The following is a 14987-nucleotide window of genomic DNA, read 5'->3' on the forward strand; positions in this document are numbered from 1 at the left end:
GATAATATTAATTATGACAGTCGGGCAGTCGACAGCCGTATGAGGTTAATGCAAGTTTATTAAATGTTAGGCGTGTATTGTCGTTCAGTAAACCTTTAATAGCTACTTTGGCGAAGCTTGTTTTTTCATCGGTACAGTAACGGCTTACGTTATAATTGCCGCGGTAGTACAGCTTGCTGCCTGTATCAATAAGGGCAGCCTGGGGTGTTGAGTAAACCCCGCAGGCCTCAGCAACCGATGGATCAAATATCACCGGGAGTTTCATCCCAAACTTGTCCTGGATTTCGCTTTCGGTGAAGTGTTTGCTGCTCATGATCACAATGGCAAAATTCACCTGCCTGCTATATTGCCGGGCAATAGCCTTAAACTGTTTGATATTAAATCTTGAACATGGACAATCTGGGTTGAAAAAGTGCAGGAACAGCGGTTTACTACGATCCGGGTAGTGCCTGGGATTGATGGATACTACCGTACCCTGCTTTACTGCTTTATAGTTTTTCGGTACAGGAGTAGGCAACTGGTATTGCAGCTCATTATACCAAAATAAAGCGCCAACAGCGATTAAAAGTATCACAAGCCAACCAATAACTAACGTTTTTTTCATGTACCAAAGGCTGGCATACTTCAACAGAACAACTGGGAATCAGCACAACACCACCAGTAAAAATACTGTTTTATGTGTATAAAAAACACTTTTTCAGTATTTTAAACATACAGGTTTTAAATTTAACCGTGGACTAAACCCTTTCTTAATCTTTAATTAAGCTAACGAATAGGCTATTCAGTTTATTTAATAGCCTGTTTTTTTCTTCTTTCGGTTAGGTAATGGCGTAATGGGATATCGTAACCTACCATAACCAGGTAAGCAAATGTTACCAGTACAATTAATCCGGGCATAATGATATATGCCAGGTGAACAGCATCGGGTTTATTCGTTGCATAGTAGCTACCAAACATCCACATCACAAAGTAATGCGTCATATACAAGGGATAAGAAATACTGCCCGAAAAAACACATATTTTACGTAAGCCGTTATGAAGAACAGCACCTGCCCCCAATGCTACCAGCAATGGGAAATAAATAATAACTACAAAAGGCTCAGTAAGCCAGTTCCATGATGAAAATGGCATCAGGAAAGCCAGCATTAATAAAACCGAAAGACCAATAAAACCGATCTTGTTTTTGATAATCAGGTTATAACGGTAAACCAGCAAACCCGCAGTAAAAGAATAGGCTATGCGCACACCTCCATCCCAAAAAGTGTCGCCGCTCCAGCCGCCCATTAAATTACCCGAACGACCGGCCACGCAGCAAATCGCTATCGCCGAAATTATAACAAGTATTATCAGGTAACGCCGTGTAAAACGGTAAAGCACAAGCGCATAAACAATATTGGCCACATATTCCCAAAACAATGACCACGCCGGAGCATTGAAGCTAAATAAGTTGAAATATCGCTCGGTCATAGTAGCGTTAGGGATCATTAATATCGAGCTAAGAAATAAAAGGAATATACTGCCCGCACTACGGGTTATGGGCTGGGCATTAAATGGATCAAATATAAACCCTAATAAACCCAATACCGAACCAAAAACAACAAGCGGGTGCAACCTGATCAACCTCGATTTGAAAAATTCCTTTATACCCATTTTGCCAATCCTGTCGTCATAAGCATAGCCAATTACGAAGCCTGACAGGCAAAAGAAAAAATCCACCGCCAAAAAACCGTGACCTATAAAATCCTTACTGTAATCGGAATAAGCAATCTCCATAAAATGGAAAGTAACAACTGCTATAGCAGCTACACCCCGCAGGCCGTCAAGAATTTCAAAATGCTGTTTGGTTTTAAGGATGGTGGGGTTTAGTTTTTCCATGCGCTATATCGATTTACCAGTATGTCGGTAAAGAAAGGAAAATTTAGCCGTATGTTCAAACTATGCGCTTAACAGCCAAACTGGGTGAGGTGATGGTCAATATGTTTATAAAACATATTGCTCCATTCGGTAATGGTTAAGGAGCCAAACGAATGCGACTCGCGGCCGTCAAAAGCTTTTTCGCCCAGCTGCTGTGTTTTTTGAATATAGGCTATCAACCGGGCTTTTTCGGTAATGAAATCCCTTTCGCCGGTAATAAGAAATGCAGGCGCTGTAGGGTTGTTGTGTTTATATGGAATTTCGCTCACCACCTTGTTTTTAACCAGCATTTTCAGGATCAGTTTCATGAACAAGCCGGGTTTGGGGTGCTTATCTTCATACACCATTTCGTACGTTACACAGCAGTGTGCCAACATTTGTGCTACGTTCATTTTACCCCACCCCGGTGAGGTTTGAGGCGTGAGCTTGTTGATCCGGCTGATTACATCATCAGCTACCTGTGCAGTGAAAATATTGGGTAAGGCCATGAGGGAAAGATAGGTATTTTTATACAGAGACGTATTACATGTATATGTAGTTAAACCGGAAAATCTGCGAAGCGGGCGGTGCATTAGATGCCGCCCAACACAAATTCCCGATTTGAATTCCGATCTTAAAAAAAATAAAAAATATTTTTTTCATTTTGTCCAATCTGCCAGGCACGGTTGTCATTGGGTTTTAACAACATAAATTTAAAACAAAATGGAACAGAGAATCAGCATGTGGGAAAAAGGCCAAAATGCCTTAAAACCATTATTCGGTATCAATACTTATCTTAAAAAGTCGCCCCTTGAGTTATCCCTTCGTGAGTTGGTAAATTTCAGGGTATCGCAGATCAATAAATGCGCTTATTGTCTTGACATGCACTATAAGGATGCACGTGCCAAAGGTGAAACCGAACAACGTTTATATGGCCTGAGCGCCTGGGAAGAATCACCTTATTATACCGATCGTGAAAGGGCCGCCTTCGCCTGGGCCGAAGCCGTTACCGCCTGCCATGTAACCGACGAAGTGTACAACATAGCCAAGGCGCAGTTCAGTGATGAAGAACTGATAGACCTTACGCTGTCCGTTACCACCATTAACACCTGGAACCGCATCAACCTATCGTTCCCAAATACGCCCGGCACATACCAGGTTGGCCAGTTTGCATAAACAGCTTATATTAACGCCATTAAAACATAGCCTTATGAATGAATTTTTGTTAGTAATCCACAGGGATCTGAAAAGTAAAGATGCCAGTCCCTCGCCCGGACAAATGCAGGCAGCTATAAAACCTTTCCAGGATTGGATAGGCGGCATCGCGGCCCAAAACAAACTGGTTGGTGCTCCCAAACGCTGGGATGGCGATGGCCGGACAATTAAGCAAAATACCGTGATCAATGGTCCTTATGCCGAAATTAAGGAATCGATAGGAGGGTTGTTTATAATCAGGGCCGAAGATTACGATGAGGCCGTTGAAATTGCCAAAGGCTGCCCGATATTGCAATGGGGGGCCACCGTTGAAGTACGAATGGCTGTGCCTGCCGTATAAAATAAAATGCCTTTGTACTTTTGCAAAGGCATTTTTATTTTAACCTATGCAAGCCCAAGAACTTTTACCTCACCTGTTCCGCACCGAGTACCGGAAAATTGCAGCAGTGCTTTGCCGCCTTTTTGGTATTGAACATATTGAAATTGCCGAAGATATTGTGAGCGACACCTTCCTTTCAGCCACTGAAAATTGGAGCCTGAAAGGTTTACCTGATAATCCGACGGCATGGCTTTATACCGTTGCAAAAAATAAAACCAAAAATTACCTGAAACGGGATACGATTTTTAAGCAAAAGCTTTTGCCCGAAATAAAATATACTACCGACAGCACAGGCGAAATAGAGATCGACCTGTCTGCCAAAAACATAGCTGATAGCCAGTTGGCCATGATCTTTACGGTTTGCAACCCGGTTATTTCGGCCGAGTCGCAGGTAGCGCTTGCCCTTAACCTGCTTTGCGGTTTTGGCGTACAGGAAATTACCGATGCTTTTTTAGCAAACAAGGAGGTGATATACAAGCGGATAAACCGCGCAAAGGAAAAACTGAAAGAGGCGGAGATCCAGATTCAGCAGCCAAGCCCGAGCGAGATCGGCAACCGGCTGGAAACTGTTTTAACAACCATTTACCTGCTGTTTTCTGAGGGATATTACTCAATCTCCCAAAACGTCACCCTCCGCCGTGATCTTTGTACTGAAGCTATGCGGCTTAATTACCTGCTTATTGAAAATCCGGCCACCAACACTCCTGCCGTAAATGCACTTTTTGCGCTGATGTGTTTCCACGCGTCGCGGTTTGAGGCCCGCACCAATGATCATGATGAAATGATCCTTTATGATGATCAGGATGAATCACTTTGGGACAGGGACCTGATCAACAAAGGTATCCATTACCTGAACCAGGCTTCAACCGGAACTTCAATAACTAAATATCACCTCGAAGCCGGCATTGCTTATTGGCATACCTTTAAGGAAGATGCTGCCGAAAAATGGGAAAATATATTACAGCTATACAATAGCCTCCTCATGCTGGAGTATTCGCCCATCGCCGCGCTGAACCGTACTTTCGCCCTTGCCAAAGCCAATGGAAAACCGGCAGCTATAGCCGAAGCCGAAAAACTGAACCTGAGCAATAACCACTTTTATTATTCGCTGCTGGGCAACCTGTATACCGGCATAGATAATCAAAAAGCCTTAGGGCATTACGAAACAGCTATGAACCTGGCTACTTCTGCAAATGATAAGGCAACTATGGCGGGAAATGTTGAGCGGTTAAAAAATTTGCAGGAATAGCCTCTTTACAATAGTTGAAAGGGTATTGGTTCATGCATACCGCAAAGCTGCTGGCATATTTACAACGATAGTGCATTTAAAACCAACCGGACACCGACTGAATAATTGGTGTCATTTATGAGCTTTTAAAACCGCACAATCCTTTTACAAAACAAACTTTGGTAAAATTCAATTAATCACCTATTTTTGCTGCAATCATATACATAACATCATGGGACAACATAAAGAAGAAAAAGAAAACTTTGATTACATATACTATTTGGCAGGATTAATCTCTGGCTTATTTGTAGGCGGTATTATTGAAAAAGGCTTTACCTGGATTTTTGTAGGTGGTGTTTTAGGTTTGTTAACTGCTGCTGCATATATCGCCGTGTTAGTTCGTGGCCGTAATGAAGAGGCCTGATCCTGACCTCCCTTCATTTATAAAAAATTGGAACCAGTTTTACGGCATTGTTGCCGCATGGCTGGTTTTTTTAGTTTTAGTATTCTGGCTCATTACCAAATTCTTTGAATGAGTTTAACCGACTGGATTGTTTTAGGCCTTACCATATTTTCTATAGTGCTTTATGGCATATGGAAAAGCGGCAATAATAAAAATATCGACCAGTTTTTGATGGGCAGCCGCTCATTGCCCTGGTACCATGTGGGCTTATCGGTAATGGCTACCCAGGCAAGTGCTATTACCTTTCTTTCGGCACCGGGCCAGGCTTATTCAGACGGGATGCGTTTTGTGCAGTTCTACTTCGGGCTGCCCCTGGCCATGATCGTACTTTGTATCACCTTTGTCCCCATTTTCCATCGCCTTAAGGTTTATACTGCTTACGAATTTTTGGAACAGCGTTTTGATCTGAAAACCCGTGCGCTTACATCGTTCCTCTTTCTGGTACAGCGTGGCCTTTCAACCGGCATTACCATTTATGCCCCGTCTATCATCCTCTCAACCATATTAAATATTAATACGGTTTACACTACACTGTTTATAGGCGGGCTGGTAATTGTTTATACTGTTTATGGCGGTAGTAAGGCTGTGTCATATACCCAGCTATTGCAAATGAGCATTATTTTTACGGGGATGTTTTTGGCAGGAGTACTGGTTGTTTACCTGTTGCCCGGCAATGTAAGCTTCATGAGCTCGCTCAAAATGGCCGGTAAAATGGGCCGTATGAACGTGATAGACTGGAAATTCGACCCCAATAACCGTTATACCGTTTGGAGCGGATTGATCGGGGGCTTCTTTTTACAGCTTTCCTATTTTGGTACAGATCAAAGCCAGGTTGGCCGTTATTTAACCGGCAGCTCGGTAGGGCAAAGCCGCCTCGGGCTAATCATGAATGGCCTGATCAAGATCCCGATGCAATTCCTGATCCTGCTGATAGGGGTACTGGTTTTTGCGTTTTACCAGTTTAACCGCCCGCCAATGTTTTTTAACCAGTATGAGGTTAAACAAATTCGAAAAAGCGTTTACGCTGCGGAATACGACCATCTCAATCAGCAATATGGCCAGGCTTTTGAGCAAAAAAAGATCAAGGCTAACGAGTTGATAAAAGCCATCGACAGCAAAAATGAAGACCGGATCAGTTATGCCAAAGATCAATTAAAGGTGGCCGACAGTAAGGCCCGCCTCATCAGGCAAAACGCCATTGAACTGATGAAAAAAAATAACCCCAAGGCCGATGATAACGATACCAACTACGTATTCCTTAGCTTTGTTACCCAGTATCTGCCCAAAGGTTTGATAGGATTACTGATGGCCATTATTTTTCTGGCCTCTATGGGCTCAACCGCGAGTGCTTTAAATTCATTAGCATCAACCAGTGTGGTTGATATTTACAAACGCATTGTTAATCCCAACGCCACAGATCAGAATTATTTAAATGCATCGCGCCTGGCAACGGTGTTCTGGGGCCTGGTTTGCATTGGGATGGCCCTTTACGCCAGCCGCATAGGTAATCTGTTAGAAGCCGTGAATCAATTGGGCTCTTATATTTACGGAACCATCCTTGGAGTGTTCATAGTGGCCTTCTATCTCAAAAAAATAAAAGGAACTGCGGTATTTATAGCGGCAGTTATAACGGAAGCAATTATTTGTATCCTGGGCTATTTTGATGCAATCGCTTATTTGTGGCTCAATGCTATCGGTGCTCTTTTGCTCATCGTAATCGCATGGGTTATCAGCGTAATGGTGCCTCCTAAATCAGCATCTACTCAGGAAATCTCAAATTAGCCGAATCATTTATCTGCAAATTGTTTGTTTTGCCCCTCTGGGCAATTTGTTATTCTTTATATAAATGCTACAGACCTTAAGCCCCTCTGGGGCATTTTTTAGTTTAAATGCAAATAAAAAGGCCCGTTTCTCATACGGAAACGGGCCTTTTGTATTTTAGAGCCCTCTCCTTTGGAGAGGGTTGGGTGAGGCTTTTACCGCTTAGCCTGATCCAGTGCTTCCTGGTTTAAGCGTGCATATTCTTCATCTTTATCAGCTTTGGCTAAAGCGATACCGGCTTCGGCAGCGGCAATTGCACCGGCTTTATCCCCTTTACGTAATAACAAACGCGATTCCCATAGCTTATACCACGGACCTTTAGGCTCAATTTTTTCGGCTTCGTAAACCCAGCCAAGGGCTTTATCAACATCTTTATGGTTTTCGTAGTAGTACTGTATGGCGTTGAAGTAATATGGCTTGCGGTCGCCTTTCATCAACTCGTCAATATTGGCCGTGATTTTGGCATCGTCGTCGGTTTCCATGTGGATATAGGCCGCGGTTTTGTCCCAAACCAAAACCAGGTCGGTTGATTTGGTAGTTGAATTGACAAAAGCCATAGTAAAAGTTTCGCGTTTTTCACTCACGCGGATAGGCTTGATGTTAAAACGCAGAAAATCCTGGTCTTGCTTATAGCTGTAAGCGCCCCATTGTTTTACCACTTTATTAAGGATGATGGTCCACTCGCCTTTATTGGGGATACTGAACAGGGAATAAGTACCCGCAGGCACAGGGTTACCTTCAATAACAACTTTTTCGGTAAAAGTGATAGTTGTTGCCGCGTTGGCGCCGGTGCGCCAAACTTCGCCGTAAGGGATAATGCCCCCGAATATTTTGCGGTCTTTAACATTTGGACGGGAATAAGTGATGGTTATTTTCCCTAATCCGAAATCCTGGATGATGGTTTGAGTTGAGCTGGCCTCAGGTATGCGGGGTATCTGAGCGTATGATTTTGAGCTAAAACAACAGCATGCTATCAGCATACTGAACAGGAGTACGTAGGTTTTTTTCATGATTATAGTTTTCGAATCTAAGATACCAAATGTTTTAATGCGGATATTATTGTGTATGACCTAAAAATATTTTCAAGGTTTAGAAGCCTTAATACAAATACGTAATAAATGAAGGCATCGTTGCTGTAAAGCTAAAATTGGCAGCGCTTTATTACCTTTGCACCCATGATTGACGTTATATTAAAGAAGGGTAAAGAAAAAGCCGTACTGCAAAGGCATCCCTGGGTATTTTCGGGGGCGATTGAAAAAGTAAAAGGCAAACCCGCCAATGGCGATGTAGTGCGCCTGGCGAATACGCAAGGCGAATTTATGGCCTATGGCTTTTATAACGATCAGTCGAGGGTTACTTTGCGCTTACTGGAGTGGAACAAGGATGTACAAATAAACGAAGCATGGTTTCGCGAAAAAGTAGCAACCGCAGTTAAAAGCCGTGATAACATATTGGCTAACGGTACCAATACCTGTCGTTTAATTTTTAGTGAATCGGATTATTTGCCAGGCCTTATTGTTGATAAATATGCCGGTCATTTGGCAGTGCAGGTACTTACATCGGGCATCCAGAATGTAATGCCCGTTATTATTGATGAACTAAAAAAACTGCTCAATCCCGAAAGTATTTCAGATAAAAGTGATAATGCTTCCCGTGCCCACGAAGGGTTGGCCGAAGCCGAGAATAAAGTACTTGCTGGCAGTCCGCCGCCTGAGCTGGTTGAGGTATTAGAAAACAACGTTATTTACGGTATCAATATCACCGAAGGCCAAAAATCCGGCTTTTATTGCGATCAGCGCGATAATCGCCATGTGTTGGCTGTACATACTAAAGATAAAAAGGTACTGGACTGCTTTTGTTATACCGGTGGTTTTACATTAAACAGTCTTAAAGAAGGCGCGACATCAGTAACCAGCGTGGATAGCTCAGCGCTGGCTATTGAAACTTTGGCCGAAAATATCAGGCTAAATAAACTGGATGCAACCAAACATAGAGCCATTAAATCCGACGTGAATGTGCAGTTACGCAAATTCAGAGATGAGGGCGAGAAGTTTGATGTAATCGTACTCGATCCGCCTAAATATGCGCCATCACGCTCGGCGCTCACCCGTGCATCACGTGCTTATAAAGATTTGAACCGTTTGGGTATGCTGCTGCTTAATGAGGGCGGCTTGCTGGCAACCTATTCCTGCTCGGGTGCTATGGATATGGAAACCTTTAAACAGGTAATTGCCTGGGCCGCGCTTGATGCGGGTAAACAGGTTCAGTTTATCTACCAGTTCCATCAACCCGAAGACCATCCGGTACGAGCTTCCTTCCCCGAAGGCGAGTATCTGAAAGGTTTGCTTTGCAGGGTGTTTTAGCCCCCTAACCCCCTAAAGGGGGAACGTTAGCCGAAGGCCTGTTTTGCTGCGCAAAACAGGCCTTCGGCATTTAACGCTGTCGCGGGCTTTTAAGTGCGAATAATAAACCATGTCATTGCGAGGCGCGGAACGGGAATGAGCGAGGGTGCGACGTGGCAATCGCATGCTATACAGGGCGGCCTTGCTTTCGTGCGATTGCCGCGCTATCGCTCGCAATGGCATGTTTTTTGTTCATTTCATAAACCGGTCATTATGTGCACCACAGGTTACGCTGCCGCTAAACCTGCGGCAGTTTTTAAATTACACCTTCCATTCGCTTAAAAAAGCGGTTAATTTTTGAGCGGTTAATAAAATTTTAGCCCAATTAACCCCTTTTTTAACCCCCGTTTTAATACCACCCGCTATATCATTGCTGTGCCAAATGGAAAACATGATATGTATTAAGCGGGTTTAACCATCCCTGTTTAATGTTTTTTGCTTCCCTTTTGGCAAGAGTTATAAACCCATTAACCAATTATTTATGTACGAAAATTTTACCAATTATGATGGATGCCATCGCATCCGTTATCGTGCTAAAATTAAAGGGATGCTTCAATGCTGCATAACCGCCCTTTTATTTTTAGCCATGTGTACTTCGGCTTTTGCTCAGGGCAGCAAAATAACCGGTGTAGTAAATGACGAGCATGGGCAGCCCCTGCCTGGCGTTAGCGTTAAGCTTAAAGGTACGCCCAATGGTACAACTACTAATGTTAACGGCCAGTTTAACATCAACGCCGAACCAAGCCAAACGCTGGTATTTACTTTTCTGGGGTACGTTGCACAGGAAGTAAACGTAGGCAGCCAGAAATCGATCACCATTAAGCTTCAGCCAAACGCCACCAACATGAACGAGGTGGTAGTGGTAGGTTACGGTACCCAGCGTAAAGCAACGGTGACCGGATCGGTTGCATCGGTTACCAACAGCGAGATTGTGACTACTAAAAACGAGAACGTGCTGAATATGCTTGCCGGTAAAGTGGCTGGTGTTCGTATTACTCAGAACACGTCTGAGCCGGGATCATTCAGCAATGCATTTGATATCCGTGGTTTTGGTAACCCATTGGTAGTTATTGATGGAATCCCCCGCGATAACATCAGCCGCCTTGATCCCAATGATATCGAAAGTGTTTCGGTATTGAAGGATGCATCGGCTGCTATTTACGGTGTACGTGCTGCAAACGGTGTTGTTATCGTAACTACCAAGAAAGGCAAAAAAGGTACCGTTGACCTTAACTACTCTGGTACTTATGGATGGCAGATCCCATCATACATGCCAAAACCTGTTGGCGCTGTTGATTTCATGACCCTGGTTAACGAGCAACTGCTGCATAACGTTAACGGCGGGCAAGTAAAATATACCGATGCCGACTTTGCTGCTTACAAAAACGGCTCAAAGACAAGTACGGATTGGTATAGCCCTGTTTTTGCTAATAGTGCTCCTCAGCAACAACATAACCTGAATGCAACAGGCGGCAGCGAAAATACCAGTTATTTTGTGAGTATGGGTATTACCGATCAGGACGGCTTTTTCAAAAGTGGCGACCTGAACTACAAGAAATATAACCTGCGCTCAAATCTTACTACCAAAATCAATAAAAACCTCACCATTGATGTAAATCTGAGCGGTACGCTTGAACAAAAAAATCAGCCTTACCAGGATGCCTGGTGGATCATCCGCTCGTTCTGGAGGCAGGTACCTACGCAAAGCATCTATGCCAATAATAATCCGGCATACCTGAACAATGGCCAGGTTGATGGTTCAAACCCTGTTGCTATGGCGGATGCTGACGTGAATGGGTACAAACTCATCGCCAATAAATGGTTACAATCTTCGGTAGCCGCAACCTACAATGTACCGTTTGTACCTGGTTTAAGTGCAAAGGGCTTATATAACTATGATTACTATTTTTCAAGCAACAAGATCTATCAGCGTTCATACAACCAGTATAACTATGATGCCAACAGTAATACCTATCAGGCCATAGCTAATCAAACGCCTGGTTCACTTACCCGTCAGTTTTATGAAAAGCCAAGCAGCTTAATGCAGCTTTCATTAAACTATGCCAAACAGTTTAAAGGCGGGCATAACGTTACAGCACTGGCGCTTTATGAAGAAAGCGAGCAAAAAGGGGATAACTTTAACGCGCAGCGTCAGCTTTCACTGCCTGTTGATCAGTTGTCGGCAGGTAATGCTTTAAATCAAACGGCTACGGTTGATGGTGGCTGGCCTTATGATTTTGTAACCAAATCATTTGTTGGTCGTGTAAACTATGACTATAAATCGAAATACCTCGTTGAGTTTAGCTTCCGGGACGATGCAAACTCTAAAAACTCACCGCTTAAACGTTGGGGCTTTTTCCCGGGTGCATCTGCCGGTTGGAGAATTTCACAGGAAGGTTTCTGGAAAAATGCCAAAGCGCTTTCGTTTATTGATGACCTGAAGATCCGTTTATCATATGCCAAACTGGGTGACGATGCCGGCCTTAACGCTTACCAATACCTTACCGGTTATAACTATCCTGCTACCGGCGACAATAATAGGTTGCCCCCTGGTTCGGTATTTGACGGCACTTTTGTTAATGGCGCACAAAGCCGTGGTATAGCCAACCCTTACATTTTCTGGTATGTTGCTAAAACCTATAACGCCGGTATCGACTTGCAGGCCTGGAACGGTTTGTTAGGCTTAACTGTCGATGCCTTCAGACGCGACAGGAGCGGATTGCTTGATACCCGGGCCGATAATCTCCCGGGAGTGGTAGGTGCAGGTTTACCGCAGGAAAATCTTAACAGCGACCGTGCCCAGGGTTTCGATATCGAGATAAACCATCGTTACCATATTGGCAGCTTTAACTACTTCATTAAAGGTACATTCGGCTATACCCGTACCCAATGGATCAGCAAGGTGCATTCGGCTTATGGCAACTCGCAGCTTAACTGGCATAACAATAACGACAACCGTTACAACAACATATTCTGGGGTTACGGTGCCAATGGCCAGTTCCAGAATTATCAGCAGATCCTGAACAGCCCGCAGTTTGTATCACGTAACGCGGTAGTTGGTGATTACATTTTGCAGGATTGGAACGGCGACGGCGTGATCAACGATCAGGACGTGCACCCAATAGCACAAAACGTAAGTAACAATAACTACAGCACGCCTTCAACCACATTTGGGTTAACATTGGGTGGTTCATACAAAGGTTTTGATATCAATACCGTATGGCAGGGTGCTGCAGGTATCAACGTATCATATATCGAACAGTTGAATATCCCGTTATGGGGTGGCGGCAGCGCGTTGTCTATGTTCATGGACAGGTATCACCCAACCGATCCTAAAGCCGATCCTTATGATCCGAACACCGTTTGGACTCCGGGTACTTTTGCCCTTACCGGTACAACAGCCAACACCAATTCACTGTCAAATATCCACAGTGCAGCATATGTAAGGTTGAAATCTGCTGAGATTGGCTACAGCATTCCTGCCGGAGCAGCTAAAAAGGTGGGTATTAAAGGCGCAAGGATCTTTGTAAACGGGTATAACATTTTAACCATTACAGGCCTGAAATACCTTGACCCTGAACACCCATCGGCCAATTATGGCTATTTATACCCCTTAGATAAAATTTATTCAATCGGTGTAAATGTTAAACTATAATCCATTACAGATCATGAAAAAATACACATATACGATATTGGCTTTTTTACTTTGCTGGACAACGGCATGTAAAAAGCTGGATACCCTGCCCCCAAGTATTGTTAAGGACGATGACGTTTTCGCTACCGCCGCGGGAATTCAGGCCTACATGTCAAGGCTGTACAGTGAATTACCTATTGAAGATTTCAGGTATTCGCCCGAAAGAGGTTTAAATATGTTCTGGATCATTGCACCAACAAGCGCCACAACCGGCGAGGCCCTGAGCCGTGACCAGAATGGATCAATGCAGGAAAATACAGGCCTTTCAACCTGGGGCGATTGCTACAGGGTTATCAGGGATGCCAACTATTTTGCCGAAACGCTGCCCAAATACGCAAGCAACTTCACCAACGACCAAGTAAACAACTGGTTAGGTGAGGCAAGATTTGTGCGTGCTGCTACTTACTTTGCATTGGTTAAACGTTACGGTGGTGTGCCACTTGTTGATAAAGTGCTTAACTATCCGGAGCAAAGCATCGAGGAATTAAAAATACCACGTTCATCTGAAGAAAAGATCTATGATTTTATCGGCACCGATCTGGATTATGCTTATACCAATCTACCTGAAACCAACCAGGCAGGCAGGGCCAGCAAATATGCGGCTGCCGGTTTCAAATCAAGGGCAATGCTTTATGCAGGTACGGTAGCTAAATACAACCAGATATCGTTGGTTGATGGCAGCGGTAACAGGCTTTGCGGCATCCCGGCAGCAAAAGCGGTTACTTACTTTAAAGCAGCTTATGATGCAGCGGCATTACTTGACGGTAAATACAGCTTATACAAAAAAGCGTGGGCCGCGGGCGATAAAAATGCACAATATCAAAACTATGTGAACCTGTTTTTTGATGCATCGAGCCCCGAAAACATATTTGTACGCCAATACCACTACCCTGAATCGGTGCATGGTTATGATGCCTACAATGTGCCACGCCAGTTAATGGGCGCTAATGGCTACTCGTCAGAAGTTAACCCTACGCTTGATTTTGTGGAGCTGTTTGACGGTTTTCCTAAAAATGCTGATGGTACCATCAAAACTACAACCGGTGGTAAATACGATCTGTACACCAACACTATGGATATATTTGCCAATGCCGAGCCAAGGTTAAGGGCAACCGTAGTTTTGCCGGGTGATGTAATGAAGGGTGTAAGCATTGAAATTCGCAGGGGTATTTATACAGGTTCTTCAGCTGGTGGAATCAATCCGCTGTTGCCTGCAGGTTCAACTGCTCATTATCCAACTGATAACATTGTTCAATCGGCCAACGCCAGCCAAACGCCATACAAATTGCCAAACGGTACAACCATGAACCCTGCCGGTTTAAGCGGTTATTTCACTGGCGACGGTACCTGTTCGGTTTCAGGTTTCTCTATCCGTAAATACATCGTACCGGATAAACCAACATCTGAGGTGTTGGAAAACCGTGCCGATCAAACATGGATCGAGTTACGCTATGCTGAAGTATTGCTTAACCGCGCCGAGGCGGCGATAGAGTTGAACTCATTGGGCCAGTCAGACAAGAGCTATGTACAGGATGCCTTTACGCAAATTAACGCCATCCGTGAGCGTGCCGGGGCCGACCTGTTAACCGGTACAACCGACGTAACTATCGATGTAGTACGTAAAGAACGTAAGAAGGAGCTTGGCTTTGAAAACAAACAATACTGGGATATGCGCCGCTGGAGGGTTGCCGATAAGGAGCAAAACAGCACCATTTATCGTACGCTGATGCCTTTTTATTCGGCTAATGATGGTAAGTACTTCTTTGATGCCCGTTTAGACGAGCGTAATTCAAGGTACACTTTTGATGTGCGCTGGTACTACGAGCAGATTCCACAGGGCGAGATTCAGAAAAGCCAGAATTTAATTCAAAATCCGGGTTATTAATTTTAAT

Annotated in this window: 12 protein-coding genes; 8 read left to right on the plus strand and 4 right to left on the minus strand. The window is 44.0% G+C overall.

Features of this window, described 5'->3' with window-relative positions; genetic code table 11:
• Positions 1 to 7: 7 nt before the first annotated feature.
• The 3 genes from MusilaSJ_RS12760 to MusilaSJ_RS12770 all read right to left on the minus strand — a co-directional run bounded on the left by MusilaSJ_RS12760 (position 8) and on the right by MusilaSJ_RS12770 (position 2402).
• Positions 8 to 604, minus strand: coding sequence for a DUF6436 domain-containing protein (locus tag MusilaSJ_RS12760; RefSeq protein ID WP_274990291.1), 597 nt, complete (start codon positions 602 to 604; stop codon positions 8 to 10).
• Between the two features lie 182 nt (positions 605 to 786).
• Positions 787 to 1875 carry an acyltransferase family protein gene (locus MusilaSJ_RS12765; RefSeq protein WP_274990292.1) on the minus strand — a complete coding sequence of 363 codons (1089 nt, stop codon included), beginning with the start codon at positions 1873 to 1875 and terminating at the stop codon, positions 787 to 789.
• A gap of 68 nt (positions 1876 to 1943) precedes the next feature.
• Positions 1944 to 2402 carry a DUF1569 domain-containing protein gene (locus MusilaSJ_RS12770; RefSeq protein ID WP_274990293.1) on the minus strand — a complete coding sequence of 153 codons (459 nt, stop codon included), beginning with the start codon at positions 2400 to 2402 and terminating at the stop codon, positions 1944 to 1946.
• Between the two features lie 214 nt (positions 2403 to 2616).
• On the opposite strand from MusilaSJ_RS12770, the gene MusilaSJ_RS12775 reads away from it, so the two are divergent.
• From MusilaSJ_RS12775 to MusilaSJ_RS12795, 5 genes are all read left to right on the plus strand, one after another.
• Complete coding sequence (locus tag MusilaSJ_RS12775) at positions 2617 to 3069, plus strand: carboxymuconolactone decarboxylase family protein (RefSeq protein ID WP_090531050.1); 453 nt, start codon at positions 2617 to 2619, stop codon at positions 3067 to 3069.
• Positions 3070 to 3103: 34 nt separating this feature from the next.
• Positions 3104 to 3448 carry a YciI family protein gene (locus tag MusilaSJ_RS12780; RefSeq protein WP_274990294.1) on the plus strand — a complete coding sequence of 115 codons (345 nt, stop codon included), beginning with the start codon at positions 3104 to 3106 and terminating at the stop codon, positions 3446 to 3448.
• 46 nt (positions 3449 to 3494) lie between these two features.
• Positions 3495 to 4736, plus strand: a complete 1242-nt coding sequence (locus MusilaSJ_RS12785) for an RNA polymerase sigma factor (protein ID WP_274990295.1) — start codon at positions 3495 to 3497, stop codon at positions 4734 to 4736.
• A gap of 211 nt (positions 4737 to 4947) precedes the next feature.
• Positions 4948 to 5139 carry a hypothetical protein gene (locus MusilaSJ_RS12790; RefSeq protein WP_274990296.1) on the plus strand — a complete coding sequence of 64 codons (192 nt, stop codon included), beginning with the start codon at positions 4948 to 4950 and terminating at the stop codon, positions 5137 to 5139.
• A gap of 108 nt (positions 5140 to 5247) precedes the next feature.
• Positions 5248 to 6960, plus strand: a complete 1713-nt coding sequence (locus tag MusilaSJ_RS12795) for a sodium:solute symporter family protein (RefSeq protein ID WP_274990297.1) — start codon at positions 5248 to 5250, stop codon at positions 6958 to 6960.
• A gap of 194 nt (positions 6961 to 7154) precedes the next feature.
• Here the strand turns inward: MusilaSJ_RS12795 and MusilaSJ_RS12800 are convergent, their stop codons facing one another.
• Positions 7155 to 8009 carry a DUF2911 domain-containing protein gene (locus MusilaSJ_RS12800; protein ID WP_274990298.1) on the minus strand — a complete coding sequence of 285 codons (855 nt, stop codon included), beginning with the start codon at positions 8007 to 8009 and terminating at the stop codon, positions 7155 to 7157.
• A 165-nt stretch (positions 8010 to 8174) separates the two neighbouring features.
• Between MusilaSJ_RS12800 and MusilaSJ_RS12805 the strand changes: the two genes are divergently transcribed.
• The 3 genes from MusilaSJ_RS12805 (at position 8175) to MusilaSJ_RS12815 (ending at position 14980) form a co-directional block, all read left to right on the plus strand.
• Positions 8175 to 9362: a class I SAM-dependent rRNA methyltransferase gene (locus MusilaSJ_RS12805; RefSeq protein ID WP_274990299.1), complete on the plus strand. Its 1188-nt coding sequence runs from the start codon at positions 8175 to 8177 to the stop codon at positions 9360 to 9362.
• A 520-nt stretch (positions 9363 to 9882) separates the two neighbouring features.
• Positions 9883 to 13056: a SusC/RagA family TonB-linked outer membrane protein gene (locus MusilaSJ_RS12810; protein ID WP_274990300.1), complete on the plus strand. Its 3174-nt coding sequence runs from the start codon at positions 9883 to 9885 to the stop codon at positions 13054 to 13056.
• Between the two features lie 13 nt (positions 13057 to 13069).
• Positions 13070 to 14980, plus strand: a complete 1911-nt coding sequence (locus MusilaSJ_RS12815; protein ID WP_274990301.1) for a RagB/SusD family nutrient uptake outer membrane protein — start codon at positions 13070 to 13072, stop codon at positions 14978 to 14980.
• Positions 14981 to 14987 lie beyond the last annotated feature (7 nt).

This window comes from Mucilaginibacter sp. SJ (assembly GCF_028993635.1).
GTDB lineage: Bacteria > Bacteroidota > Bacteroidia > Sphingobacteriales > Sphingobacteriaceae > Mucilaginibacter.

Bases quoted from the DNA above. Each gene is read 5' to 3' on its own strand.
- MusilaSJ_RS12780 (WP_274990294.1), top strand. From the start codon at position 3,104: ATGAATGAATTTTTGTTAGTAATCCACAGGGATCTGAAAAGTAAAGAT.
- MusilaSJ_RS12810 (WP_274990300.1), top strand. From the start codon at position 9,883: ATGTACGAAAATTTTACCAATTATGATGGATGCCATCGCATCCGTTAT.
- MusilaSJ_RS12800 (WP_274990298.1), bottom strand. From the start codon at position 8,009: ATGAAAAAAACCTACGTACTCCTGTTCAGTATGCTGATAGCATGCTGT.
- MusilaSJ_RS12760 (WP_274990291.1), bottom strand. From the start codon at position 604: ATGAAAAAAACGTTAGTTATTGGTTGGCTTGTGATACTTTTAATCGCT.
- MusilaSJ_RS12775 (WP_090531050.1), top strand. From the start codon at position 2,617: ATGGAACAGAGAATCAGCATGTGGGAAAAAGGCCAAAATGCCTTAAAA.
- MusilaSJ_RS12785 (WP_274990295.1), top strand. From the start codon at position 3,495: ATGCAAGCCCAAGAACTTTTACCTCACCTGTTCCGCACCGAGTACCGG.
- MusilaSJ_RS12805 (WP_274990299.1), top strand. From the start codon at position 8,175: ATGATTGACGTTATATTAAAGAAGGGTAAAGAAAAAGCCGTACTGCAA.
- MusilaSJ_RS12795 (WP_274990297.1), top strand. From the start codon at position 5,248: ATGAGTTTAACCGACTGGATTGTTTTAGGCCTTACCATATTTTCTATA.
- MusilaSJ_RS12790 (WP_274990296.1), top strand. From the start codon at position 4,948: ATGGGACAACATAAAGAAGAAAAAGAAAACTTTGATTACATATACTAT.
- MusilaSJ_RS12815 (WP_274990301.1), top strand. From the start codon at position 13,070: ATGAAAAAATACACATATACGATATTGGCTTTTTTACTTTGCTGGACA.
- MusilaSJ_RS12765 (WP_274990292.1), bottom strand. From the start codon at position 1,875: ATGGAAAAACTAAACCCCACCATCCTTAAAACCAAACAGCATTTTGAA.
- MusilaSJ_RS12770 (WP_274990293.1), bottom strand. From the start codon at position 2,402: ATGGCCTTACCCAATATTTTCACTGCACAGGTAGCTGATGATGTAATC.